At 53.0% G+C, this 21,972-nt stretch carries 18 protein-coding genes and 1 pseudogene; 8 read left to right on the top strand and 11 right to left on the bottom strand.

Annotated features, from left to right (window positions below):
* Window positions 1-11 precede the first annotated feature (11 nt).
* Both ACXLHR_RS18795 and ACXLHR_RS18790 read right to left on the bottom strand, forming a co-directional pair.
* Window positions 12-797: an SDR family oxidoreductase gene (locus ACXLHR_RS18795; RefSeq protein ID WP_458793067.1), complete on the bottom strand. Its 786-nt coding sequence runs from the start codon at window positions 795-797 to the stop codon at window positions 12-14.
* 10 nt (window positions 798-807) lie between these two features.
* Complete coding sequence (locus ACXLHR_RS18790) at window positions 808-2,796, bottom strand: alpha-ketoacid dehydrogenase subunit alpha/beta (protein ID WP_458792994.1); 1,989 nt, start codon at window positions 2,794-2,796, stop codon at window positions 808-810.
* 181 nt (window positions 2,797-2,977) lie between these two features.
* Here ACXLHR_RS18790 and ACXLHR_RS18785 point away from each other — a divergent pair, with 181 nt between their 5' ends.
* Together ACXLHR_RS18785 and ACXLHR_RS18780 are read left to right on the top strand one after the other, a co-directional pair.
* Window positions 2,978-3,961 (top strand): NAD(P)H-quinone oxidoreductase, encoded by a 984-nt coding sequence (locus tag ACXLHR_RS18785; RefSeq protein WP_458792993.1) that lies wholly within the window; start codon window positions 2,978-2,980, stop codon window positions 3,959-3,961.
* A 483-nt stretch (window positions 3,962-4,444) separates the two neighbouring features.
* Entirely contained in the window at window positions 4,445-5,551 is a 1,107-nt protein-coding gene (locus ACXLHR_RS18780) for a Hint domain-containing protein (RefSeq protein WP_458792992.1), read from the top strand.
* A gap of 253 nt (window positions 5,552-5,804) precedes the next feature.
* On the opposite strand, the gene ACXLHR_RS18775 is transcribed toward ACXLHR_RS18780, so the two are convergent.
* The 3 genes from ACXLHR_RS18775 to ACXLHR_RS18765 form a co-directional block, all read right to left on the bottom strand.
* Window positions 5,805-6,962 carry a LacI family DNA-binding transcriptional regulator gene (locus ACXLHR_RS18775; RefSeq protein ID WP_458792991.1) on the bottom strand — a complete coding sequence of 386 codons (1,158 nt, stop codon included), beginning with the start codon at window positions 6,960-6,962 and terminating at the stop codon, window positions 5,805-5,807.
* 67 nt (window positions 6,963-7,029) lie between these two features.
* Window positions 7,030-7,971, bottom strand: a complete 942-nt coding sequence (locus tag ACXLHR_RS18770; RefSeq protein ID WP_458792990.1) for an ornithine cyclodeaminase family protein — start codon at window positions 7,969-7,971, stop codon at window positions 7,030-7,032.
* Between the two features lie 10 nt (window positions 7,972-7,981).
* Complete coding sequence (locus ACXLHR_RS18765) at window positions 7,982-8,989, bottom strand: SIS domain-containing protein (RefSeq protein WP_458792989.1); 1,008 nt, start codon at window positions 8,987-8,989, stop codon at window positions 7,982-7,984.
* A gap of 92 nt (window positions 8,990-9,081) precedes the next feature.
* Here ACXLHR_RS18765 and ACXLHR_RS18760 point away from each other — a divergent pair, with 92 nt between their 5' ends.
* Genes ACXLHR_RS18760 through ACXLHR_RS18745 form a run of 4 tightly spaced genes read left to right on the top strand, consistent with a single transcriptional unit; the run spans window position 9,082 to window position 12,799 of the window.
* The gene (locus ACXLHR_RS18760) at window positions 9,082-9,996 is read left to right on the top strand and encodes a PfkB family carbohydrate kinase (RefSeq protein WP_458792988.1); all 915 of its coding nucleotides are present in this window, start codon (window positions 9,082-9,084) and stop codon (window positions 9,994-9,996) included.
* Window positions 9,993-10,997, top strand: coding sequence for a TRAP transporter substrate-binding protein DctP (gene dctP, locus ACXLHR_RS18755; protein ID WP_458792987.1), 1,005 nt, complete (start codon window positions 9,993-9,995; stop codon window positions 10,995-10,997). Before ACXLHR_RS18760 ends, dctP begins: the two co-directional genes overlap by 4 nt.
* 24 nt (window positions 10,998-11,021) lie before the next feature.
* Window positions 11,022-11,528: a TRAP transporter small permease gene (locus ACXLHR_RS18750; RefSeq protein WP_458792986.1), complete on the top strand. Its 507-nt coding sequence runs from the start codon at window positions 11,022-11,024 to the stop codon at window positions 11,526-11,528.
* A complete protein-coding gene (locus ACXLHR_RS18745) occupies window positions 11,525-12,799 on the top strand; it encodes a TRAP transporter large permease (RefSeq protein WP_458792985.1) in 1,275 nt (424 codons plus the stop codon). Before ACXLHR_RS18750 ends, ACXLHR_RS18745 begins: the two co-directional genes overlap by 4 nt.
* A gap of 118 nt (window positions 12,800-12,917) precedes the next feature.
* Here ACXLHR_RS18745 and ACXLHR_RS18740 read toward each other — a convergent pair.
* The 5 genes and pseudogenes from ACXLHR_RS18740 to ACXLHR_RS18720 all read right to left on the bottom strand — a co-directional run.
* Window positions 12,918-13,220: pseudogene (locus ACXLHR_RS18740) on the bottom strand (integrase core domain-containing protein); the annotation flags it as partial.
* On the bottom strand, window positions 13,124-13,540 hold the full coding sequence (locus tag ACXLHR_RS18735; RefSeq protein WP_458793066.1) for a transposase: 417 nt from the start codon (window positions 13,538-13,540) through the stop codon (window positions 13,124-13,126). The pseudogene ACXLHR_RS18740 and the gene ACXLHR_RS18735, both read right to left, overlap by 97 nt.
* Window positions 13,541-13,677: 137 nt before the next feature.
* Complete coding sequence (locus tag ACXLHR_RS18730) at window positions 13,678-15,582, bottom strand: type IV secretory system conjugative DNA transfer family protein (RefSeq protein WP_458792984.1); 1,905 nt, start codon at window positions 15,580-15,582, stop codon at window positions 13,678-13,680.
* Complete coding sequence (locus ACXLHR_RS18725; RefSeq protein WP_458792680.1) at window positions 15,582-17,678, bottom strand: relaxase/mobilization nuclease domain-containing protein; 2,097 nt, start codon at window positions 17,676-17,678, stop codon at window positions 15,582-15,584. Before ACXLHR_RS18725 ends, ACXLHR_RS18730 begins: the two co-directional genes overlap by 1 nt.
* Complete coding sequence (locus ACXLHR_RS18720) at window positions 17,671-18,234, bottom strand: helix-turn-helix domain-containing protein (RefSeq protein ID WP_458792679.1); 564 nt, start codon at window positions 18,232-18,234, stop codon at window positions 17,671-17,673. Before ACXLHR_RS18720 ends, ACXLHR_RS18725 begins: the two co-directional genes overlap by 8 nt.
* Before the next feature lie 527 nt (window positions 18,235-18,761).
* Here ACXLHR_RS18720 and ACXLHR_RS18715 point away from each other — a divergent pair.
* A complete protein-coding gene (locus tag ACXLHR_RS18715; protein ID WP_458792983.1) occupies window positions 18,762-19,493 on the top strand; it encodes an AAA family ATPase in 732 nt (243 codons plus the stop codon).
* Window positions 19,486-19,824 carry a hypothetical protein gene (locus tag ACXLHR_RS18710; RefSeq protein WP_458792982.1) on the top strand — a complete coding sequence of 113 codons (339 nt, stop codon included), beginning with the start codon at window positions 19,486-19,488 and terminating at the stop codon, window positions 19,822-19,824. Before ACXLHR_RS18715 ends, ACXLHR_RS18710 begins: the two co-directional genes overlap by 8 nt.
* A gap of 1,045 nt (window positions 19,825-20,869) precedes the next feature.
* On the opposite strand, the gene repC is transcribed toward ACXLHR_RS18710, so the two are convergent.
* Window positions 20,870-21,964, bottom strand: coding sequence for a plasmid replication protein RepC (gene repC, locus ACXLHR_RS18705; RefSeq protein ID WP_458792981.1), 1,095 nt, complete (start codon window positions 21,962-21,964; stop codon window positions 20,870-20,872).
* Window positions 21,965-21,972 lie beyond the last annotated feature (8 nt).

Below are 21,972 nucleotides of genomic sequence, written 5' to 3'. Positions count from 1 at the left end.
TTTCGTCGTCATTATCCGAATGCGCTACGGAACATTCCCCCATCCATCAGCAGATTCTGACCTGTGATGAAGCCCGCATTGGGGCTGCATAAAAAGACACAGGCCTGACCAAATTCATCCGGTGTGCCCATGCGTCCAGCTGGAATTGTCGCAAGACGTTCCGCCTCTAGTTCTTCAATCTGGCGGCCCGAAGCCTTTGACCGTCTTTCTAACCCACCACGCGACCGCGCGGTTTCGAAAAAGCCGGGCATTAGTTGGTTAATGGTCACGTTGTCGGCGGCTACATCGCGAGCAATACCTGCGACAAAGGATGTCAAACCGGCACGCGATGCGCTTGATAAATCAAGACCTGACATCGGCATTTTCACCGTGATCGATGTGATGTTGACGATACGCCCAAAGCGTCGTTTTTGCATGCCGCCAATAACCCGCTGAATCATTTCAATGGGGGCTACCATGTTAGCGGTCACACCGTCCAAGATATCGGAGCGGTCCAGATCCATAAAACCGCTAATCGGTGGGCCGCCATTATTGTTCACCAGAATATCTGGTTCAGGACAGGTAGCGAGCAGTTCTTCTTGTGTCGCAGGGTCCGTAATATCGCCCGTGACGGTCGTAACATCAACACCAGTCTCTGCTGAGATCAACCGCACTCTAGCTTTTTCAAGATGATCTGCATTGCGACCATTCAACACAATACTCGCACCGGCACGGGCGAGCATTTCTGCACATGCGAGTCCAAGTCCGCGGCTGGATGCACAGACGATGGCACGACGACCGGATAGGTTAATCGACATACTCATGGCATCAACCCTTTTTGCCAAGCTGCGCACGTACTTTTGCAGCGATAGATTCAGCGTTCGGCAACACCTCTCGTTGCAATACCGGCGAAGCAGGCATCCGCATATCAGGCGTTCCAATCCGAGAAACATTTTCAATTCCCGCGTCCCGTAGACGGCATAAGAGTTCCGCACCAACACCACCTGTAATGTTTGCTTCGTGGACAATCATTGCAGTATCGCCGGATTCCTTAATCGCTTTGATCAGTTCGTCTTCGGGCAGGGGCGACAACCAACGCAGGTCGATCACCGATGCTTTGATGCCGTCTTTGGCTAGCAGGTCGGCAGCGGCTTCAATGACTGGCATGCCCGTGCTCCAGCTAACCAACGCAATATCTTTGCCGGAACGACGAGTGCGCAATCCTCCAATTGGTTGAACGTCGACGCTGAAATCAACTTCTTCTTTGCGCTGATAGAACGCGCGAGATTCTATGATAATGGTGGGATCATCACAGGCAATTGCAGCGCGTAACATGTCGTGGGCATCTTGCGCAGTTGATGGCAGGCCAATCCGCAGACCGGGGGTGTGGAATAACAATGCCTCAAGACTTTGGCTGTGTTGTGCGCACGATCCGGGCGTTACTCCGTGTTGTGTACGGATAACCAAGGGGGCGGTGCAGGTGCCGCGCGTCAAATACCGCAGATTCGCCATTTGGTTGATGACTTGATCCAACGCCACCAACATAAAGTCGGCCCACATGATTTCGACAACAGGCCGCATGCCCATCATTGATGCGCCAAGGGCTGACCCTAAAATGGCACTTTCGGAAATCGGTGTGTCAAACACTCGCTCTTCGCCAAAGTTCTTTTGCAAATTGCGCGTGCAACCAAAAATTCCGCCGCCAAAACCGACATCTTCACCGTAAACCAGCAGTTCGGGGCGGTTTTCAAGTTCGATCCGTAGAGCTTCGGTGACAGCCTTACCGTAGGTTGTTTCAGTGGTATCTTCGGATTTTCTCGGCTCTATTCCGACCTTTGGGGCATCGCCGATGATATGTTCATAGGCGGTTGCCGGATCGGGGTTTGGTGCGGCAATCACTTCATTCTTCAATGTTTCAAATTCGCCCTTCAAATCGGCGTCAATACGATCAAGAGTGTCAACGTCAGCCAGACCATCTTTGATGATACGTTCGCGGAAACTCACGATCGGGTCTTTTTCCTGTGCAGCGTTCCACTCTTCTTTTGAACGATAATGCTGCAAATCGTTGTTGTAATGACCCCAAAGTCGCACGGTGTTGAACTCAAGAAAGACAGGACCATTGCCTGCAACAATAGAGTCCCGTGCAACAGCAACGCTGTCGCGCACGGCAATCGGGTCGTTCCCGTCGATTGTTGCGGACTGAATGCCATAGGCGCGGGCACGGCTGGCCTGACGCGGAACTGGGGCAACCTCGGCAGAGGCAGTCATTTCGGCCCATCCATTATTTTCACAAATAAACAGAACCGGAAGCTTACGAAGGGCAGCGAATGTCATCGCTTCGTGAACCGCACCTTGGTTCATCGCACCGTCACCGATGCTTACGACCGAGATGCCGCCCGTCTTCTGAAGCTTCTGCGCCATGGCGACGCCAGTAGCAATAGGGTAGCCCGCGCCTACAATCGAGTTTTCGCCGATAAAACGATATTCCGGCGCAATCATTAGGGCTGAACCGGAGCGACCGCCGTTCACACCGGTTGCCTTGTGGGCGATTTCGCTGAGCACTTCGAACGCGGGCACACCGGATTCAATTGCCCATCCGTGACCACGGTAAGTTGCGGAAATTCTGTCTTCGGGTTGCAGCGCGGCGGCAGTGCCTACAGGAATCGCTTCCTGGCCCGCACATAGATGAATTGACCCCATTGCAAGGGGGGGTGATCCGTCGCTAAAATCCATGCAAATTTGCTCAATTCCACGAATGAATGACATGTTGCGGTAGGCCGCATAAGCAAAATCGGTGTCGTCATTTGTTTTGAGCATCTGGTGCCTCCTACTTATCACTATTTGACAAATATATCATATAGTGATATTTATGGCAAGATATTTTGGAACACTTGCCGCACTTTACTGTAAATCACCGATCAAGAGGTGTCGTAAGGGAAGGTAATATTTTGGTTTTACGACATTTTTCCAAGCGTGCAGCCAACTAAAGGAGAGACCAATGAAAGCAGTTATAGCAAACAGTGCGGGCGGACCTGAGGTTCTGGATGTGGTTGATCGCCCCGTTCCTACACCTTCCGCGACAGAGATTCGCGTCAAGGTTCACGCCGCCGGCGTCAACCGCCCCGACGTCGTGCAACGACAAGGTAACTATCCGCCACCCGCAGGCATCACTGACATACTGGGTTTGGAATTGGCCGGCGTCGTTGATACAGTTGGCGCGGAGGTTACGCGGTTCAAAGAGGGTGAACGCGTGATGGCATTGGTCGCGGGTGGTGCCTATGCCGAATATGCTGTCGTCGACGAATCCAACGCTTTAGCGATGCCCGACTCCATGACTATGGTTGAAGGCGCCGCTTTTCCGGAGACGTATTTCACTGTATGGAGTAACGTATTTGAACGCGCGCGCTTGAAAGCTGGTGAAACAATACTCATCCATGGCGGCACGTCGGGGATCGGTGCAACTGCAATTCAACTCGCGAAATGTCTAGGCGCGAATGTCATCACGACTGTCGGGTCGGCTGAAAAAGCAGAAGCTGCAGTAAAGATCGGCGCGGACAAAGTGGTTAACTACAAGATAGAAGATTTTGTTACTGCTACGCTCGAGATGACAAACGGCAAGGGAGTCGATGTGATTCTGGATATGGTGGGTGCTGACTATATCCAACGCAACTTTGAAGCGGTTGCAGTTGACGGACGTATCGCACAAATCGCGTTCATGTCCGGTTCAAAAGGAAAATTCGACCTGCGACCAATTCTGGTCAAACGTCTGACGATGATCGGCTCCACACTGCGGGCTCGGCCAGTTGCTATGAAGGCCGAGTTGGCGGCCGCACTGAAGACGAATGTTCTGCCGTTGCTCGCAGAGCGAAAGGCCATCCCGATTATCGATTCAACATTTACGCTGGCTCAGGTCCGTGATGCCCATTCCCGCATCGACGGGGGGCAACACATCGGAAGCATCGTTCTGACGGTGTCAGAATAACTATGCTGTCGGTTCATATTCGTAGTGAAGGTACCGCGGAATAGAATAGTTTTGGTATCAATGACCTCAATTTGGGTAATTGGGGCATTGACCAAGCTGAAAAAGCTTGAGGCTACGGCATGCCACTGATCATTACCTGATTTGTGTAAGACAAACTTAGCGTAGCTCAGATGTTACCAAGAAAGGCTCGTAATCCTAATCCTATCGCCATTTTTCCGATAAGATTGAATTGGCATACAGTGGGATAGTGAGGGGTCTGCTGACCCTGCTTTCCTATGGAGAAGTGGAAAGAGGCGTTTTTGGGACGGGCATGTTACGATTGAGTTAGACCGAGCTACCCAACGACTTGACCCATAACCACGAATACGTGACTTGTCGTCAGGTTTCGTTTTAGAGGCAGGGCGACAACAAACAGATGCCTTTTACGTGCTCTGCAAATCGCCTATAGTCTTGTCATAGATTATCACTATAGGGCGACTTACAATGACGACCTTCATAGCATTTGGCGAAGACATCCTGAACAACGCCAATGTTAACTCCAACAGCAACGGTGGGCAGGACAATGCCGGCTTCATATTGGTCAGTGGCGGGCAACAAGTTTTTCCTGACGGTTCGGTTGTTGTGTTTGAAGTTGACAAGCTCAACGGCAATGGCGAGATCGACGGTAATAGCGGTTTCATAGGCATCACAGTTTATACGGATGCCGCAGCGTTCACAGCTGGGACTCCCCTTTACACTTATGGTCCACAGAACCCAGGGCAAACAGCGAATATCCAAAGTTCGATTGATGGGCTTGGCGATAATTATATACGTTTTAATGCTAATGTTCTGGTGTCCAGTGATAGCGGGGCCCCGTCGTTGAACTCCATCTTTGTATCGCCAGATAGTGGCATCGCAAACGCAAACGGCAACACAAAGTTCGAACATCACACCGATATCGATTTGGATGGAGATGGGACGATTGATCCAGCGCCATCCATCGAAGATGGTAACGGCGATTTCAATTTGGGTACGAGCGTAGTTGTCTGTTTTACGAAAGGGACCTTGATCGCAACAGCATCAGGAGAAAGGCCTATAGAAACGTTATCCGCGGGCGATCTCGTGCGTACGCTTGATCACGGTTTTTTGCCAATCCGATGGATTGGTTCGGCTCGACACCCTGCTGTTGGTGCGCTGGCGCCTATTATGATCCGCAAGGGTGTCTTGGGCAACCAACGTGATCTGATGGTTTCGCCGCAACATAGAATGTTGTTGACCGGCTGGCGGGCCGAGCTTTTTTTGGGGGAATGCGAGGTATTGACCACAGCTAAATCCTTGATCAATGACCGCGATATATTCCGGGTTGAGGGTGGCTTTGTAGATTATTTCCACATTCTCTTTGACAATCATGAAATCATCTTCGCCGAAGGGGCCCCAAGTGAGAGCTTTCATCCTGGAGCGATGGGCGCACGAGCCTTATCAAAGGACGTACAAAACGAAATCTTAACGCTTTTTCCCCATTTGGAAACAATAGGTTTTAAGGGATATGGACCTGCAGCGCGGACCAGCCTAAAATTCAAAGAAGCAATCCTCATGAGACGTGCCATCTAACATTTTTTGCAGGGTCTGATTTACACTAAATTTGTTACAATCAACGAACCCGGAACGCTTGTCCTACAAAGATCCCAGCTTTAGCACGAAATAAGAGCCACAGCTCAGCACTTTAGAATGCTGAGTTGTGCCGGTGGTTGGGTCGTCTAACGCTTGGTCTTTGAGCGCCGTAAACGAGTAAGATCAACCATCACCTTCGCCAAAGGTCTGAACGGATACAGAGCGGCATAAAGCCCTCTAGGACAAGCAATTACTAATGCAACAGTCCCGGCCCAACACCTCCGGCATTGCTATCTTCGGCTTGCGCACGGCTTTCAGCGTTTTCTCCTACCAGTTTGATCGAATTGCGTTGCCGGTACTTCGGTGACAGCAGCATGTTTCTGGGATATCCTGTTGCTCCTCCGATCCGTGCCAAAAGCAAACGCGCCGCCGCGCGACCGATGAGTTTGCGGGGCTGGGCCACCGCGTCAATGCCCGTTCCCACAAACCGCATCCAGTCCAGATCGTCGAATCCGATAATGGAGAGATCTTCAGGCACACGACGGTGGAGCGACGCAATCGCCAGCATGGTGCCCGCCGACATCAGCCCATCCGCGCAAAACACCGCCGTAGGGCGTTCTTTACGCGCCCAATTGTCCACGACCGCATCGCAGGCAGCTTGGGCAGAGTGTTTGGTCACCGAGATGATCAGTCCGGGGTCGACGACCACGCCAGCAGCCTTGTGGGCCTCCAGATAGCCACGTAATCGAAGTTTGCCGGTCGACATCGGAGAAGGGTCAGGTCCGTCCTTATTGCCGGGATATGCGAGTATGTCACTGATCTGGCGATCGAGCGCCCCCGCATATTCCACAACAATTCCGATACGTAGATGACCTGCTGCAAGCAAGCGGGCGACCGCGTCTCGCGAGCTGTCGACGTTTTCAACAGCCACGGAATCGACATTCAAATTTCTGACCTTACGGTCAACCAGCACTACAGGAATGCCGGCCGCGACTACGTCATGAAGGTGGCTGGCCGATGTTACATCGCAGGGAGCGACAATCAGGCCGTCGATTTGCTTTTCACTCAGCAGCTTGGCCGCCGAGATTTCTCGTGAAAGCGTTTCGTCGCTGTTGGTAATAAGCAGCCCAAGCCCCTGCCCCTCTATGACATCGGAAATACCCCGAAGTACACTCGCATAGAACGGGCTGGAAATATCCCCTGCAATCACCCCGATCGTGCGGGTCCGACCAGTAATCAGTCCGCGCGCGAGCTCGTTCGGGCGATACCCAAGTTCTTGTGCTACTTTCAGAACCCGTTCTTTGGTTTCGCCACCGGCATACCCATAACGCCCCAGAACTCGCCCCGCCGTGGCGGTGCTGACTTTGGCGAGGCGGGCGACATCTACGATCGTTACTTTGTTGGACTTCATGCGCATCCTGCTTCGGGGTCATCGGCAGACCTTTAAATCAGGTCATTCGCAGACATTTCGTTTTTTGTCACCCTGTAAGCCGCTGATCCAGCGCCACAGCGGTAAACAAATCAAGATGCCCGCCCCCGACGTTTTTGCAAACGGTTATTTGGTCTTCAGATATTCGCCCCTGGTGCGTTCCCTTGCAAAGTTGGTAAAAATCGGCTTGAATGTCGTCCCAGTCCAAGATTCCGGCGGCGACCGGACGCGACAATTCTCCGGTGCCTTTCATGCCGTCGCGACAATCCACAAAGACAGTTCCGCGTCGCATTGCATCATCGTCGGCTTCGCGCATATCCAGCATATAGGCTCCAACCAGATCGAGGTGCGCCCCCGGTTTCAAAAGGGCACCCTTGATCAGTGGCTCCCGCGCCATAGTAACGCAGGAAATGATATCTGCCTCGGCAACGGCTGCATCAAGATCGTCGGTTGCCGCGATATCGAGGGGCGGCAATCCGTCCGTAGTGGCCAGAGCGAAGGCCCGTTCGGCGGTCCGGTTCCAGATCCGCACCTTGCGAATCGACGGGCGAGCCGCGACATGGGCTTGCAGCATATGCGGTGCCAGCCCGCCCGCGCCAACGATCAACAACGTCTCACAATCTTCCCGGGCAAGGAGGCGTGACCCAAGCCCGGAATCAGCTGCAGTCTTGCGGAATGTCATGGCCTCGCCATCTGCCACCATCCGCGGGCCACCGGTCTTGGGATCAAACAGTGCGACCAACCCCTGAACCGACGCCTGTGGCGGGTCTATCGACAGGTTGCCGGGGAACACGCCGACCATCTTCACGGCAATCCCTGTTCCCGCTTTCCACCCAACAAGCGTAACAAACTGGTTTCCGCCCGCTCCCGGCTCGGCACTGACAATATGCTCAGCCTGCGGCGGCGCATCGCGGTGTGCCGCATAAAGCGCGTCAATCAGAAACGGATAGTCAAGCGCGCGGTGAACAGTATCGGCATCAGCAAATTTCATACCATACTCCCTAATAATCGTTGAGCTTTTTCATATAACGCCGCGCTTCCATCATCTTGTGGTCACGCAAACCGGCAAGACGGTAAGCGAATTTCCAAAGCGTATCAAAGAACATCAGTGGCGCGAATGCGCCGCGGAATTCTTCAGCAACACCCGTAAAATCGACCTCGGCCGCGTCGACGACCAAAATATTTTCTTTTCGCCCGAACCGCAGCAAAAACTCTTCGGCGCGCTCTTCCAGCGGGCGCGTGTCGTCAAGGCCCTTCATCAAAATATAGCACCGCTCTTCGTCCAGCACTTCAAACGCACCATGAAAGAATTCGTTGGCGTGGATCGGGTGACTGTTGATCCATTGCATCTCCATAAGGACACAGATCGCATAGGAATACGCGGCGCCGTAACTCGCACCGCTGGCCATGGTGTAAACGACGTCCTGTTTGGCGAAATGCGGTGCATACTCATCAAACCGCGGCGCGAAAACAGTCTGGGCATTGTCGATCACGCCCTGCAATGCGTTAAGGCTGTCCATCAGCGCAGACATCCGATCAACACCGTCATAGCGCGCCGCAAGACCCTGAACGATCTGGTAAATGCGCGCGTAGTTGCTGTTTTTCGCGTCGATCGGAATACCGGTTGTGTATGGCGCCTCAAAAGAAACGACATGATCGCTCGCCTTTGCCAAAGGACTCTCTGGCTCGACAGTCAGGGAAATCGTCAGTGCTCCAGCTTCGCGCGCGAACGCTGCTGCCGCGACCGTTTCTTTGGTTGTTCCGGTCATCGAACACAAAATCACCAGCGAATCAGAGGTAAGGCGTTTCGGTGCGCGATGGGTGAATTCCGCCGCATTATACAGGTCCGACGGCAGGCTCGCAGAGGCCTGATCCAGCATGAACTTGGCGGGATACATGATCGACAGCGATCCACCGCAGGCAACAAAGAAAACATGATCTGTTTCACGGCCTTGCAGCGCGGCAAGGGCGGATGCGACGTCGGGATGAGGTGAGGATTTCGTAACCATCTGATGGTCTCCGTTTGCTTGGATTAGGACTTGCCGCTGATCGCTTGACAGAGGCGTGAGAATCATGAGAACGTTCTCATATGAACGAGATAATGGCAACCACCCCGCGTATCGTTGCGTTTGGCGACAATGATGTGGACTGTTACGAAGCACGGGGCACGATGTATCCCGGTGGAAATGCGTTGAACGCCGCTGTTTTTGCACGACGGTCAGGGGCAGACGCGGTTTATATCGGCGCCATGTCCGACGACGCTGCGGGCCGTCACATGCGCGCCGCACTTCGGCACGAAGACGTCGATATCACGCGACTGCGCCGTGTCGAAGGGCGCACCGCTTTCTGCGTCATCGGGCACAACAACGGGGAACGGGAATTTTTGCGCGCAGACCCAGGCGTGTCGATCATCGCCCCGAATCCGGCAGACTTGGCGTGTATCGCGCACGCGGACGCCGTCCACACCGGACGCTCTTCCCACCTCGAAACGCATCTGCCCGACTTTGCGTCCCGTACAAAACTGTCATACGATTTTGCGAACCATGCACAGCCCGATTATATCGCCCGCTTCGCGCCCATGTGCTATCTGGCCAGTTTTTCCGGCGGCGATCTTACAAGCAACGAAATCGTAACTCTGCGTCAACATGCCCGAACGGCGGGGGCGCAGTGGTGCCTTGTCACGCGCGGCGGCGACGGAGCAATCCTGTCCGGACCGGACATCCACGTCTCGGTCGCGCCGGTGCCCGTGGATGTGGTCGATACACTTGGCGCTGGCGACAGCTTCATCGCGCGGGTCCTGACCGGCCTTTTACGCAACGAAGACCCGACCGCCCTGATGCAGGCCGCCGCAATTATGGCGGCGCAGACGTGTGGTCAGCATGGGGGCTTTGGTCACCCCGCCCCGATTGACATCGACGAGTCACACGCGCTTTCGATTTGGGAGTTTCACGCCCGCGCCGCAGAGGAGGCGGCACGCGCCACGCAAAACCAGACATCAATGGAGGAGAAAACATGACACACACACTTAACGCATTCAGTCGCAGACAGGCACTGGCGATGCTGGCCGGCGCGCCGCTCGGGCTATCGGCCACGCAAGCGTTTGCTCAGGACGCGGCTAACTTCCGGATCGCATCCGTGAACGCCCCGACAGCACTGTCCAACATTCTGGCAGAAGAAACAGGCAACCGGATCACGGAAAGGACAGGCGGTCGGGTCTCATTCCAGATGTTCCCGAGCGCGCAACTCGGCACAACCACCGATACCATTGAACAAGCAAGTCAGGGGCAGCCGACTATTGCCTACACATCGGCCAGCAACCTGTCGCAATTCGGCGTTCCGGAACTTGCGGCCGTCGAAGGACCCTTTGTCGTAGCCGACGCGGTCGAAGCCGAGCGGCTCGCCAATTCCGGACTGATGTCCGACTTTTACGACAAATTGGCACAAACCGCCGGTCTGCGCGTCCTCGCCCTGAACTGGTTCGACGGCGCGCGCCACATGATCGGCACACAACCCTATGTGCAGCCAAGCGACCTCGACGGCGTAAAGATGCGCGTCCCGCCGCTGAAAACATGGCTCGACACATTCGAACCTATGGGTGTGGTCGCAACAACGGTTGAAGCCGCGGAAGCCTATTCCGCACTGTCCCAAGGCGTTGTCTCCGCAAGCGAAAGCCCGCTGACAGGGTTGCGGGCAAACCGCTGGTATGAAGTGGTCAAGGAAATCACACTCACCGGTCATTTCAACTTGTTCCTCGGCTGGGTCACTTCCGAAACTGCGTTTCAGGCGCTGTCAGAGAATGATCGGGCAATCATGCTTGAAGAATTCCGTCGTGGGGGCCAGCAATTGACTGAGCAATCCATCGCGCAAGAGGCCGAGATTCGTGCAGAGTTTGAAGCTGCCGGAGTCACGTTCCACGATCCCGATCTTGATGCATATCGTGCTGCCACGGCCGGGTATTTCAATGACCTGCCTAACGGTTTGTATGATCAGATACGCGCCTCGGCATCGGGGAGCTAAAACCAAACGCTCCGGTGCAATTACGTGCCGGAGCGTCCAACCCGGGAGGAGATCACCATCAACCGTGCCCTGATATTCCTGCTCCGCTTTATCGGCGAAGTGATCCCGACGATCCTGTTGGGAGTCGTGCTTGTTGTTGTAAGTGCCAATGTCATCTCGCGCACTGTGTTCCGCGAAGGTCTTCAACAGGCTAACGAATTGGCCATCGTCTGCTTTGCTGGCGTCGTTTTCTTCGGGATTGTCGGAGCGGCTCTGGACCGGCAGATGTTTGGCGTCGACTACTTTGTGTCCCGCCTGCCGCCAAAGTTACACATTGCCGCGATTACCCTTGGTCACTTGCTGGTCATTGGCATCTCATTCGAAGTGGTGCGGGCTGCCATGGCGCAGGTTTCCACGGCACGATTCACAACCTTTCTTGCATTGGGCTGGCCGAAATGGATCGTTTCGGCAGGCTTGGGATCTGCCATGGCCGCCATCATTGTGGTGCAAATCCTGCATCTCGCGACTCTATGGCGGGAGCGCTGTAAATGATATTATCCGGCATCGCCTTTGTCTTGTTCCTGCTGGTCGGGGTGCCAATTGCATTTGTGATCCTTGGTGCATCCGTGGTGTATTTTTCATTCAACCCGATGATGGCCAGCACCGTCGCGCAGCGCATGTCGTCTTCGCTGGAGAGCTTTCCACTTCTAGCGGTGCCATTCTTCATTGTCGCTGGTGCCGCAATGGCTCGTGGCGGCATCGCCAAGCGTTTGTATGATTTTGCCGATGGGCTTGTAGGCCATTGGCACGGCGGGTTGGCACAAGTCGCCGTCATGAATTCGCTGTTTCTGGGGGCAATGTCCGGGTCTTCCAACGCAGACGCCGCCATTGACGCCCGAACCATCGCCCCGATCATGCGAGAGCGCGGTTATTCAAATGGATTTGCCTCGGTCGTTTCCGCAGCATCCGGCGCCATCGCGCCCATAATGCCGCCGTCAATCGGGCTGATCGTCTATGGCTTGCTCACCGAAACCTCTATCGGAAAGCTATTTATCGGCGGCATTATCCCTGCGTTTATCATCACCGCCGCCCTGTTGCTGACGGTCCGTATCGTGGCCAAACGGCGCGGCTACCGCCCGGAACGTGAGGTCCGGCTGCCGGCCCGTCAAATAGTCACGCGCGCGCGCTCCGCGCTCTGGGCGCTCGCGATGCCTGTCTTGTTGATCGTGGGCCTGCGCGGGGGCTGGTTCACCCCAACGGAACTGGGGGCCATCGCCGCGCTCTATGCATTCGTGATTGGTCTCTTCGTATATCGCGGATTTCACGTTTCAGAAGTATATGACCTGTTGCGGGAATCCGCTTTGACGACAGCCAACGTGCTTTTCATCGTCGCGGCTGCCTCTGTGTTTTCATTGGTTTTGGCGCTCGAACAGGTGCCGCAGACCTTACTGACGGCGCTGCTTGAGATTTCCGACAACAAATATGTCGTACTGCTAATCCTCAACATCATGCTGCTGGTTCTAGGAACGATGCTGGAGGGCCTTGCACTGATGGTAATCCTCGTGCCGATCTTGCTCGAAGTGACCCGCAAGTTGGGGATTGATCCGGTCCACTTCGGTATCGTTCTGGTGTTCAATACAACGATCGGATCCATTACCCCGCCAGTAGGTACGGTGCTTTATACCGTTTGCTCGATCACCAAATGCTCCATCGAAGAATTCACCCGCGAATTTCTGCCGTTCCTCGCTGCGCTGATCGCCGTCCTACTTCTTTTGACATTTGTACCAGCCTTGGTCACATTTCTCCCCAATTTGCTCTTTTAGGTCGAAGCATTTTGAGTTTTTTGTTTTTCTTATGGAACAGGGTTGTTACACAAAACGGTCCTGAAGGGTTCACGGCATGTGAACCGCCCCTTGCTTGCCGGAGGCTGATTACTTCATGTCATGCGACCATATTTAACGTGTTGAGCTGTGCATAGTACCTCTCTTCTGCTTCTACGGGTGGAATGTATCCGATTGGGTCAAGCAGCCGGCGATAGTTAAACCAGTCGACCCATTTGAGCGTTTCCCACTCGACTGCAGCCATTCTTTTCCATGGGCCAAGGCGGTGGATTACTTCTGCTTTGTAGAGGCCATTGATGGTTTCGGCTAAGACATTGTCATAGGAATCACCGACGCTGCGGACGGAGGGCTCGATCCCTGCCAAAGCCAATCGCTCGGTATAGCGAATGGACAAATATTGGGCGGTTTCAACCGGTCGTCGCAACACCCCAAATTATTAGGCGTAGATGACAAAAACAGGCAGGCGAGCTCCGCCTGCGCAAAATACTCTGAGGCCTTGCGGAAAATCTCAATCTCGTTTGCCTGACGTAGTTCTCGGATCTCGCCTTCCATCGCCTTGATCTGGGCGCGTTCATCGGAGGTCTGCCCATCTTTGCGGTCGTTATCGATATCCGATTGCTTAACCCAACGCCGCAGCGTGTCTCTGCCACATCCGATCTTTGGCGCAATGGCCATTATCGCTGCAGATTGATTAGCATACTCGTGTTCATGTTCCAAAATCATCCGAAACGCGCGTGCGCGCACCTCAGTCGAAAATCTGTTGTCGCTGTTACTCTTTTCCATAGCCTCCATCCATACTTACTTTGGAGCCTCCGGCAAACTGGGGGCAGTTCATTTCGCCCTTACCGCAAACGCCCCTGTCACGCAGCTTCGTCGTTAGGCGGAATGAGTTGCTCCCCCAAATCAAGTTTCTTCTGTGCGGGATTTATCGACTTCTTCTTCACTTTCGTCTTAGGCTTGACCTCTTGCGTATCAGCCAGTTTACGCGCTTGGTCGTCTATCGCCATAAGATCTGCCGCCATCTTCCGGATCGAGGTTAGATCAACGTCTGTACGCCCCTCGCGCCGCGCCGTAATTTTACTTGCTTTGGTTACGATGTTTTCAAGTTCATTGAGGCGGCGACGTTGATCGGAACCGTCGACCAAATCCCAACTCAAGAGAGCCTGTTTGGCAAGTATCTCTTTGAAATGAGCGTCCTCAAAATGACGGATTGATTTCACCTTCAAAGGCTGCGCCCCTTTGACGATGATAATGCTTACATCTTCCGGTAGCCGGCGCGCTTCGTCTGGTGGCAATAAAGGCCGTTCATCGGTTTTTTCGGATATTGATGTGCGTTCGCCGAGGCCAGTAGCCCGCGTCTTTGTGATCGTCCGTTTGGTCGTCATGCCACAAGCGTTAGATAGGTCTTCAATGGTCATCTCTTCTGATGGTGTCATGTAGAGCTTCAGACCCGCGCCACCTTGAATAGATAACCGTTCTTCATACGAATATATCGCGTCCAGCTTGGGTATGGTTTGCGTAATTATCGCGATACGACCGTTGAAACCGCGAATGGTAGTCATTGCATCCGCGACCTTCGACATTTTACCTAGCAGGTGAAATTCATCAAGAATGATCATCACGGGATAAGGTTCATCCTTGCCCGGCTTATGTGATTGGATCGTTGCCACCAACTCGTTAAAAAATAGCCGAACCAAACCAGCCATTGGGCCAAGATCGCCATCTGCTACGACAAAATAGATCGACATTTTCTTTCGGCGAATATCGGCGAAGCTGAAATCGCTTTTAGAGGTCATGTCGGAAATATGGGAGTTCGACCATTCGTCAAAACCGGCATTGCTCAAGACGGACAAGTAGGATGAGAGTGTGCGCGCTTCTAGTTTGGCGAGTGCAGCAAGTTCTTTTTGCAAAGCGGGTTGCTTGGCGTTCTTTTGTAAGTCTGCAATGTGGGTAGGTAGATCTTTGTCGCCTTCGGCCAAAACGCTATAAATTCCGCCAAGCGTAAAAGTGTTCCGTTCGTAAGCGATCCCGCCCATTGCGACGAACAGCTGAATTGCACCATTTAACCACTCCCCTGCCCCGTCGGCCTGAAGAAAGAGCTTGGCGATTTTACGGAGTTCAAAATTGATTTGCGCGTAGTCGTTCAGCTTTCCAATACGTTCTAGCGGGTTGTAGCGGTGCGAACATTCGCCGAATTGTGCGGGTGCAAACTTGAACACCTTATCGCCCATCGCCGCTCTCCATCGCGCGGTGGTTTCATAGTTTTCACCTTTGATATCGAGCGTGACCGTCGACCCCTCAAAAGTCAGCAAATTGGGATACACAAAACCAATACCCTTACCTGCGCCTGTCGGGGCGACGATAAGACAGTTTGGGTGTTTGTCAGATGTGATGAAGCGCCCGGATTTACGCGGTGACGACGTTTTTGCGAGGATAAAGCCGGTTCCCGGCGTCCCCAGGAGTTTGTTTCGCCGCATTTGGGTTTTCGACTGCCAACTTGACTTGCCTTCTTTGGTCAAGCCTTCGGACGCAGAGTTGGCTCCAAACGCAAAGCCGCCGAGTGCCATAACGAGAAATATCATACAAACTTGGGTGAAGAGCTCTCCATTAAGGCGTTGCAGTTCAAACAGGTGGGTTACAAGATAGTCATATCCGATCGTTGCAAAGAGCTGATAGTCGAGCCATCGCGTTGCGAATATGTAGGCCACGGTGAGGCCGCCAAGTGCGAAGAACATTCCTGATGAGAGTTGTCTCGGCATCGTCATTACCTCTCATTTCCACGGTCGCGGTTATGGTCGCTCTCAAAGTTCGCGGCCAAAACCTCCCGGTTTTCGATCATACGCAGTTCGGCTTCAGCTGTCATTTCGTAGCCGTGCGCGCGATCGTTCACTTCGACCTCGGCCATGAGCTGACGCGCAAATACCTTATTGTCGGTGACGTGTTCTATAGCCGACAGGTCTCCCTCACGGAAACGATTGTACTGCTGGTCGGTCATGGTCTGCTTGAGTAGCCGAATGATGTCTTGGTGTTCGTCGAAACCGACAGTCAGGCTATAGGCATCAGCGCTACGATCCTCCCACGCTGCAAGGTCGCCCCCTGCCCGTTCCAACTCCTTGGGCTGCTCTCTCTCACGCGCGCCAACTGGCAAGTAACCTACTGGTGGTCGCATAACGTCGGTAGATTTGTCCCACAATTCCGATACAAAAACCGTGTGGCCGTGGGATCGACTGGCAAACTCCGTGAAGCGTTCCCCAGCGTCCTGAACCGACTGTTTGCCTGCTTCGCGCGCAGCACTATCGTCGGCATATCCGTAGTTGAAGTCCACCCTACGGAAACTGTCTTCAATCTCGTTTCGCTCAGCTTGTGTGACCTGGGGCTGACCGGTTCCATCAAAGTAGTCGGGTTCCAGCTCCGGAACGGGTCGCAATACGTGTCGCGCAACAAGGTCTTGCCTTATGTCTTGATAAGCATTCGTAAGGTGACTTACGGCTTCATGGCGCTCGGATGGGTTTTCAAGATTGAGATCGGTCGCTTTCGCAACACGCCGCAAATCATCCTGTATCCACATATGCTCAAGATACTGGCTATTAGCCCCTGTCTCTAAGCGTGCCACGACGGCCTTAGCGTCCAAACCATACTCATTGCAGAGCGTCTCGATGTTGTTCTGCGCGTGATCCCATCGCACACCATCGCCAGCAAATGCGTGCATGTAGATGGAATTGGCTTTGGGTTCATCGTGCAGGGTTTTGGCATAGTTAGCGTTGGGGTTCAGAGCTGTGAAAGCCGCCATTGTTTTGGTCAGGCGGACTTCCAGCGGCACACGCTCAGCGGGCGACTTCGTTTCAAGCAATGCCTGAGTTTTATGCAGAGAGTCGTTCAATAACGACGTATATTGGTCAAATTTTTCTAATTCGTCCGCACTTAATTCGGGCATTTCAAAGTCTCCTTTGTAGGTTTCAAGAGTGCGCGCTATTTCGGTAAATGCGCGTTCAAGGCGCGCGCAGTCTGCGTTCACAGCCACAACCGCCATTGCCTCATAACCAACCCTCGCGAGGCTGATCTGATCTTTGGCAAACTGTAAATCCGCTCCAGTTCGGGCGCGCTGTTGCGGGGCACGGCCCTCTTTCTGCGCGACGCGCTGCTCTGTACGGGTTGGCTGTTTATCGGTAATGCCACGCTCAAATCGCGATGTGGGATCAAGGTGTATACCTCTTCGCCCGGCGTGCGCAGCCATCGCCTCACGGAACCCTTCGTAGCTATGCTCGGTGTTTGGCCGCATGTGAAAAAGGCTGTTATCACTGGCGCGACGGTTCACCACGATATGGGCATGGGGGTGGTTTTCTTGATCATCGTGTACTGCCGCTAGATACTTAAAACGGGCATCACCGCTGTTGAATTTTTCTTCGCACAGGTCGCGGGTAATACTTGTGACGTCATCAATAGATATACCACGCGGAAAGCTAAGGATCATGTGGGACGTTTGCCCGTTTCGCGTACCTTTCCACCAATCCAACTCCCAATCTTTGGTGATGCGGTCCAACTGCTTGTTTGTAACCAACGCGCTTGATTGAATATTGTCGCTTGGATCAATTATTCGCGCGGCCTTATCGTCGCGACAGATGTAGTTTAATTGACCTTTCAATCCGCTCCGCGAGGTCGTTCCGCCACTTGTGATGAGCTTGAAAATGGCCTGCCCGTGCCTTGCGCCAACACGCGACATGCGGCTTGTCGACACCTTCGACGCGCTTGCTCGGGCCCCCCTGCCCTTTCGTCCGGCAATCGACCCACCCTTCTGCTCGTCCGGGCCACGATCAAAAATCCGCCCTATTAACCGATCAATCGCACTATTTTGCCTACTCATCGTCGGCGTCCTCGTCCTGTTTCGTCGCAATCCTGTCTTTCAACGATGCGCTTTTCACCTGCATATTATTCAACATCATGCCGATCACTTTTCTGATCTGCTTCACGTCGTCGTTGGCTTCCCTAACCCTTTCGATCTGGGCTGGGGTGGGACTTGCATGCCCCATACGCTTGACCGATGTGTTTAGCGCGGTGGTTAATTGGTTAAAATTTGTACTCAAACCCGATAAGTCGCGATCCGCCTTGCGCAGAAATTGTTCTTCATCAGGCGATGGATCGTAAAAACCAGCTATCGCTCTTGTCATTTTCCGTAGCAATGCCGACCGATTAGCCGCAATTCCCGCCTTAACCAGACCATCCAGCACAGCACATTCTTGGTCTGTGAGCTTGGCACTGACCGTCTTGTAAGCCGCGCGGTTCCCTTTTCTGGGCCCGAATTTGTTCTTAATCCGATGAACCGTGGAGTGCGCTACGCCAACCTCTTCGGCGATCCGCGCAGCGGAAACGCCCTGCGAAAGGAGGGTTTTAATCTGATTATTACGTTCAAAAGCGCTCAAACATGTCTCCAAAATGCAAGTTTGGTATACATTACACATATCCTGCAACTCAAACGGTACTCCGAGGTGCCCTCTTTCGCAATACGTCGATGCTGCAAGCGTCGAAAAGGAACGGCCACCTCGAATAGAGGAGTGTTTGTCAATTTTCTTCCCGAAGATCGCAGAGCTGAGGGTGTAAGGTATTGAAGAATGGGCCGCCCATGCGGCCCTCAATATCCTTCGCAGCGCCCCAGAGGAGGGCTACAGCGCGTTGAGCGCTTCCGTGGCCCATGAGGCGACCTGCGGCCCACAAAGGCCCCTTCAGGCGCTTACAAGGGGCCAAATCAAAAACGAGGATTAATCCTGTATCCCGAAGGTAAAAGCCATAAGGATTGAGGATCAATCCATAATCCGTAAGACTTGATCCTTTAGCCTGAATCCTCTAGCCATAAGTCACAATCCTTAATCCTTATGGTTCAATCCGTTATCCACGGTCCTGGATCCTAGAATGGGTTGGGGAGAGTGAAAAAAGAAAGGGGCGGTGAAAGATGGAGACGAAACTCATTACGTTTGCCAATCTCAAAGGCGGGGCAACAAAAAGCACGCATGCAGCAGCGCTGGCGGCCGGCCTGCTTGAACAAGGCAAATCGGTTTTGATCCTTGAACTTGACGAACAAGGTACGGCGGAAAGCTGGGCCCTGGCCGCTGCTGAAAAAAACAATCAGCTCTCCGTCAGGTATCTCGACCTGAAAGACATGGAATTGACGGATGCGCATGACGCGATCCTAGAGCAATGCAAAGACGTTGATTTTGTCATTGCCGATACACCCGGCAACGCCACGACAGGTTTAACCGCAGCGCTGATCACGAGCGACGTGGTATTCATTCCGTTCATGCTCACTGATCCAGATATCAGGGGCGTGCACCGGACCCATGAATTACTTTTGGCGGGGCTAGAGTCCATGAACGCCGAGCAAGAAGGCTTCAACAATTTCTGCTTGCTCTACGTCAAAGAGAATTCGTTTATCAGCAACGAACGCACTGTCGCATTGCAGACTTTGGCGGAGACATTTTTCGTAAGGGCGGGACTTCCGCGAAATCCAGTGATAGCAGATTGGATGAAAACTGGTGTCACCCCAAACCAACTCATGGCGATGTTCGACAATAAGTCGGGCAAGAAACACATGAAACCGCTTGGTATGTCGATCAAGCAGGCTGAGCGTTCAAAAGAGTTGATTGACCAACTTACAGGTAACTTGACGGAGATAATCAATGCCTAGAAAAATTGATCCTGGCGCAGCACGACAGGTAAGCACCGCAATGCAAGGCGCCCCCAAACCAGAAGGTGCGAAAGAGACAGCTCCAACAAATTCCGAAATTGTTGTGCAAGAACCGTCAAAAAAGCGATATCCGCAGGTTCGCTTCTCCCTAAATCGCGACTCTGAAATGTTTGAAAGGGTGACGGGTGAGGTTGATCGGATCAATCACCTCGCAGGAATGGACGTGGCAAGCCCGACAAAAATCTTGCTCGACTTTATGAACGCCTATGATCGCGAAATTAGCAAACTCCTTACTGAACATCTGAAAAAACATAAAAAAGATGTAAGTTGATCTGGCCCGAAGGGTTTTGCGCGAAGCGCAAGGCATGTGTCGTTTTGTCCTTACTTGCAGATACTCAGGCCAAACTTGCCTTTTTCTTTTTGGCAGCGAGTTAGCTGTGCAGGTATTCAGAGCGACCTGCCAGAAAAGGCAAGCGTCTAACAACGACTGGTAGGCATCTGTGAAGGCAACAAAGGGGCCGCTAAGAGCTTGCTCCATTGCGACCTCGCTCTTTGCGCGGATGGTGCGGCGTGCGATCGTAATCTGACGCTTAGCACGCGCGCAGAGTTGCCGCTCAGCTTTTAGATGCCCAAACAGGATCTGAATTCTTCATCGTGCGCAGCCAATGTGGTCAAAACGTAATCATAAACAACCTTCAGACTAGACAATCGCACCCTTGCCTCACGAGAACAGCGAGTGAGCCGCGTCCCTCAACGAGGCATCGACTCTTCCCACCTTTGAGGTTGATATCTCGCGGTTATTTGTCAAGATATTTGTCTCCTCGGCCGGCGTAATTTGGAGCCGTTTGTCTGGGATTGAACTACACGCAACACAGATTTTTCATCGATCGCAAAGCCGTCACGTCGACACGATCAAGGCTGAGATCAAGAGAAAACAATCCTGCGCGATGACATCCTCGCAATGGTGGCCACCCTGCCCTTCGACCTGCGCGGCTTGGGATGTCGAGCGGTTCTGCTGCTTGGATATGCGTGCTGGTACTACGTTCGGAGCTTGTGAGTCTCAATGTCCATAAAGATGATACGCTAGACTTAGGCGGCTGGATTGAGATCATCGATGACAACGATGGCGGCGGTGTCTCACTCACACTGAATCCGAAGACCTGTTGTCGCGAGGTCGAAATAGGCCGTGGATCTTCGGAACAAACTTGCCCTATGTATGATTTGAACAATGGCTGTATGTTGCCAAGATCGGTTTTGGGTCAGCCTTACGAAGACCGCTGGACTTTAAACTCGGCGAGATTCTGGGAGCCAGTATTTTCATGAAAGCCAGCTCCTTGATCTCGCTGGTAGCAAATTGTCCGCGGACAATTTGCCATTCACGCCGCAAAACTATGAGTCGCTGCAAGACGGCGCACTAATCTTTCGGGACTAAATCCATCGCTCTTTGTGCCTGTAGTGATTGAGTGAAAGTATGCGCCGACCGCTATAATTTTGTCATGGAATTGCATAATTGCCCATACTGTTGCTGCAGCCCTTAGACCGCCAAGCCGCTCGTGTGCGGCTTCATAGCTTTGGTTTGAGATACCTATCATTGGTGCAAGCGTTCTAGCGTGAGCTATGACATCATGAATTGTCTCGATCCTTCTGAGCGAAAATTGGCTTGCTTCTGGGCATGCCGTTAGCAATTCTTGAACTGTGATCGGTTTTTCTGAATTTGTGCTGGACGTTTCTTTTTTTATATCGATCCTTTCTTTATCAATATGTTCTTTATTTGACTTATGAAGGTGCCGGACAAATTGACCGTCACTGGCGGTCATAGTTGTTGGTAGAATAGCTGCTTGATCATCTGTTGCCTCGGCTTCAACTTCAGCGATTGGTAGCTCTGAGAGAATGCGTTCACAGTCTTGAAGTGACAATTTACGACGAAGGATGCGGAAGGTGTTTATTGCAATCTCATCGTTAGGGTTGTGCACTAGGCTTGCATTGGCTGCGGCGCGAATTTTGGCTCGGAGGTAGTCGATCCGTTCACGTTCTCTAAGAACTTCGGCGGCCATAGCGGCGATTTCATGGAGGTGGATAAATAGTGGCGATAGGTCGAAGCCAAATCGTAAAGCTTTGCCCTCGTGGCTGTTGTGTTTGGTGAAACGCTTCCGATTTGGACTGTCGCGACGAATGAGCAACCCAATTTCCTGCAATGTTGCAGCGTGACGTCTGATCGTCCGGTCCGAAATGCCATTGCGTCGAAACGTAAGTGTTGCGTTGGATGCAAACACTGTGTGGTGATTTCGCTTGGGTGCGAGGCACGAAAGCATTGCATCAAGTGTCGAGATTACTGATGCGGTTAGGCCTAGGCGTGGAGCCGCATTGCGAAGTGTTGCTACGACGATGTGACGCTCTGGAATGGAATTGTCCGCGGACAATATTTCACTGGTCCGCAGCCCGTTGGGTGCAGTTGCTTTTGTAAATGCCATGTTTTTTC

Source organism: Yoonia sp. MH D7 (assembly GCF_054439475.1).
This window is presented reverse-complemented; position numbering and strand designations above follow the sequence as displayed.

What these genes read in the sequence shown, in the direction of transcription:
- repC (WP_458792981.1), bottom strand. Translation starts at nt 21,964, where the DNA reads ATGGCATTTACAAAAGCAACTGCACCCAACGGGCTGCGGACCAGTGAA.
- ACXLHR_RS18725 (WP_458792680.1), bottom strand. Translation starts at nt 17,678, where the DNA reads ATGAGTAGGCAAAATAGTGCGATTGATCGGTTAATAGGGCGGATTTTT.
- ACXLHR_RS18795 (WP_458793067.1), bottom strand. Translation starts at nt 797, where the DNA reads ATGTCGATTAACCTATCCGGTCGTCGTGCCATCGTCTGTGCATCCAGC.
- ACXLHR_RS18745 (WP_458792985.1), top strand. Translation starts at nt 11,525, where the DNA reads ATGATATTATCCGGCATCGCCTTTGTCTTGTTCCTGCTGGTCGGGGTG.
- ACXLHR_RS18780 (WP_458792992.1), top strand. Translation starts at nt 4,445, where the DNA reads ATGACGACCTTCATAGCATTTGGCGAAGACATCCTGAACAACGCCAAT.
- ACXLHR_RS18790 (WP_458792994.1), bottom strand. Translation starts at nt 2,796, where the DNA reads ATGCTCAAAACAAATGACGACACCGATTTTGCTTATGCGGCCTACCGC.
- ACXLHR_RS18770 (WP_458792990.1), bottom strand. Translation starts at nt 7,971, where the DNA reads ATGAAATTTGCTGATGCCGATACTGTTCACCGCGCGCTTGACTATCCG.
- ACXLHR_RS18710 (WP_458792982.1), top strand. Translation starts at nt 19,486, where the DNA reads ATGCCTAGAAAAATTGATCCTGGCGCAGCACGACAGGTAAGCACCGCA.
- ACXLHR_RS18775 (WP_458792991.1), bottom strand. Translation starts at nt 6,962, where the DNA reads ATGAAGTCCAACAAAGTAACGATCGTAGATGTCGCCCGCCTCGCCAAA.
- ACXLHR_RS18735 (WP_458793066.1), bottom strand. Translation starts at nt 13,540, where the DNA reads ATGATTTTGGAACATGAACACGAGTATGCTAATCAATCTGCAGCGATA.
- dctP (WP_458792987.1), top strand. Translation starts at nt 9,993, where the DNA reads ATGACACACACACTTAACGCATTCAGTCGCAGACAGGCACTGGCGATG.
- ACXLHR_RS18760 (WP_458792988.1), top strand. Translation starts at nt 9,082, where the DNA reads ATGGCAACCACCCCGCGTATCGTTGCGTTTGGCGACAATGATGTGGAC.
- ACXLHR_RS18715 (WP_458792983.1), top strand. Translation starts at nt 18,762, where the DNA reads ATGGAGACGAAACTCATTACGTTTGCCAATCTCAAAGGCGGGGCAACA.
- ACXLHR_RS18785 (WP_458792993.1), top strand. Translation starts at nt 2,978, where the DNA reads ATGAAAGCAGTTATAGCAAACAGTGCGGGCGGACCTGAGGTTCTGGAT.
- ACXLHR_RS18730 (WP_458792984.1), bottom strand. Translation starts at nt 15,582, where the DNA reads ATGACGATGCCGAGACAACTCTCATCAGGAATGTTCTTCGCACTTGGC.
- ACXLHR_RS18765 (WP_458792989.1), bottom strand. Translation starts at nt 8,989, where the DNA reads ATGGTTACGAAATCCTCACCTCATCCCGACGTCGCATCCGCCCTTGCC.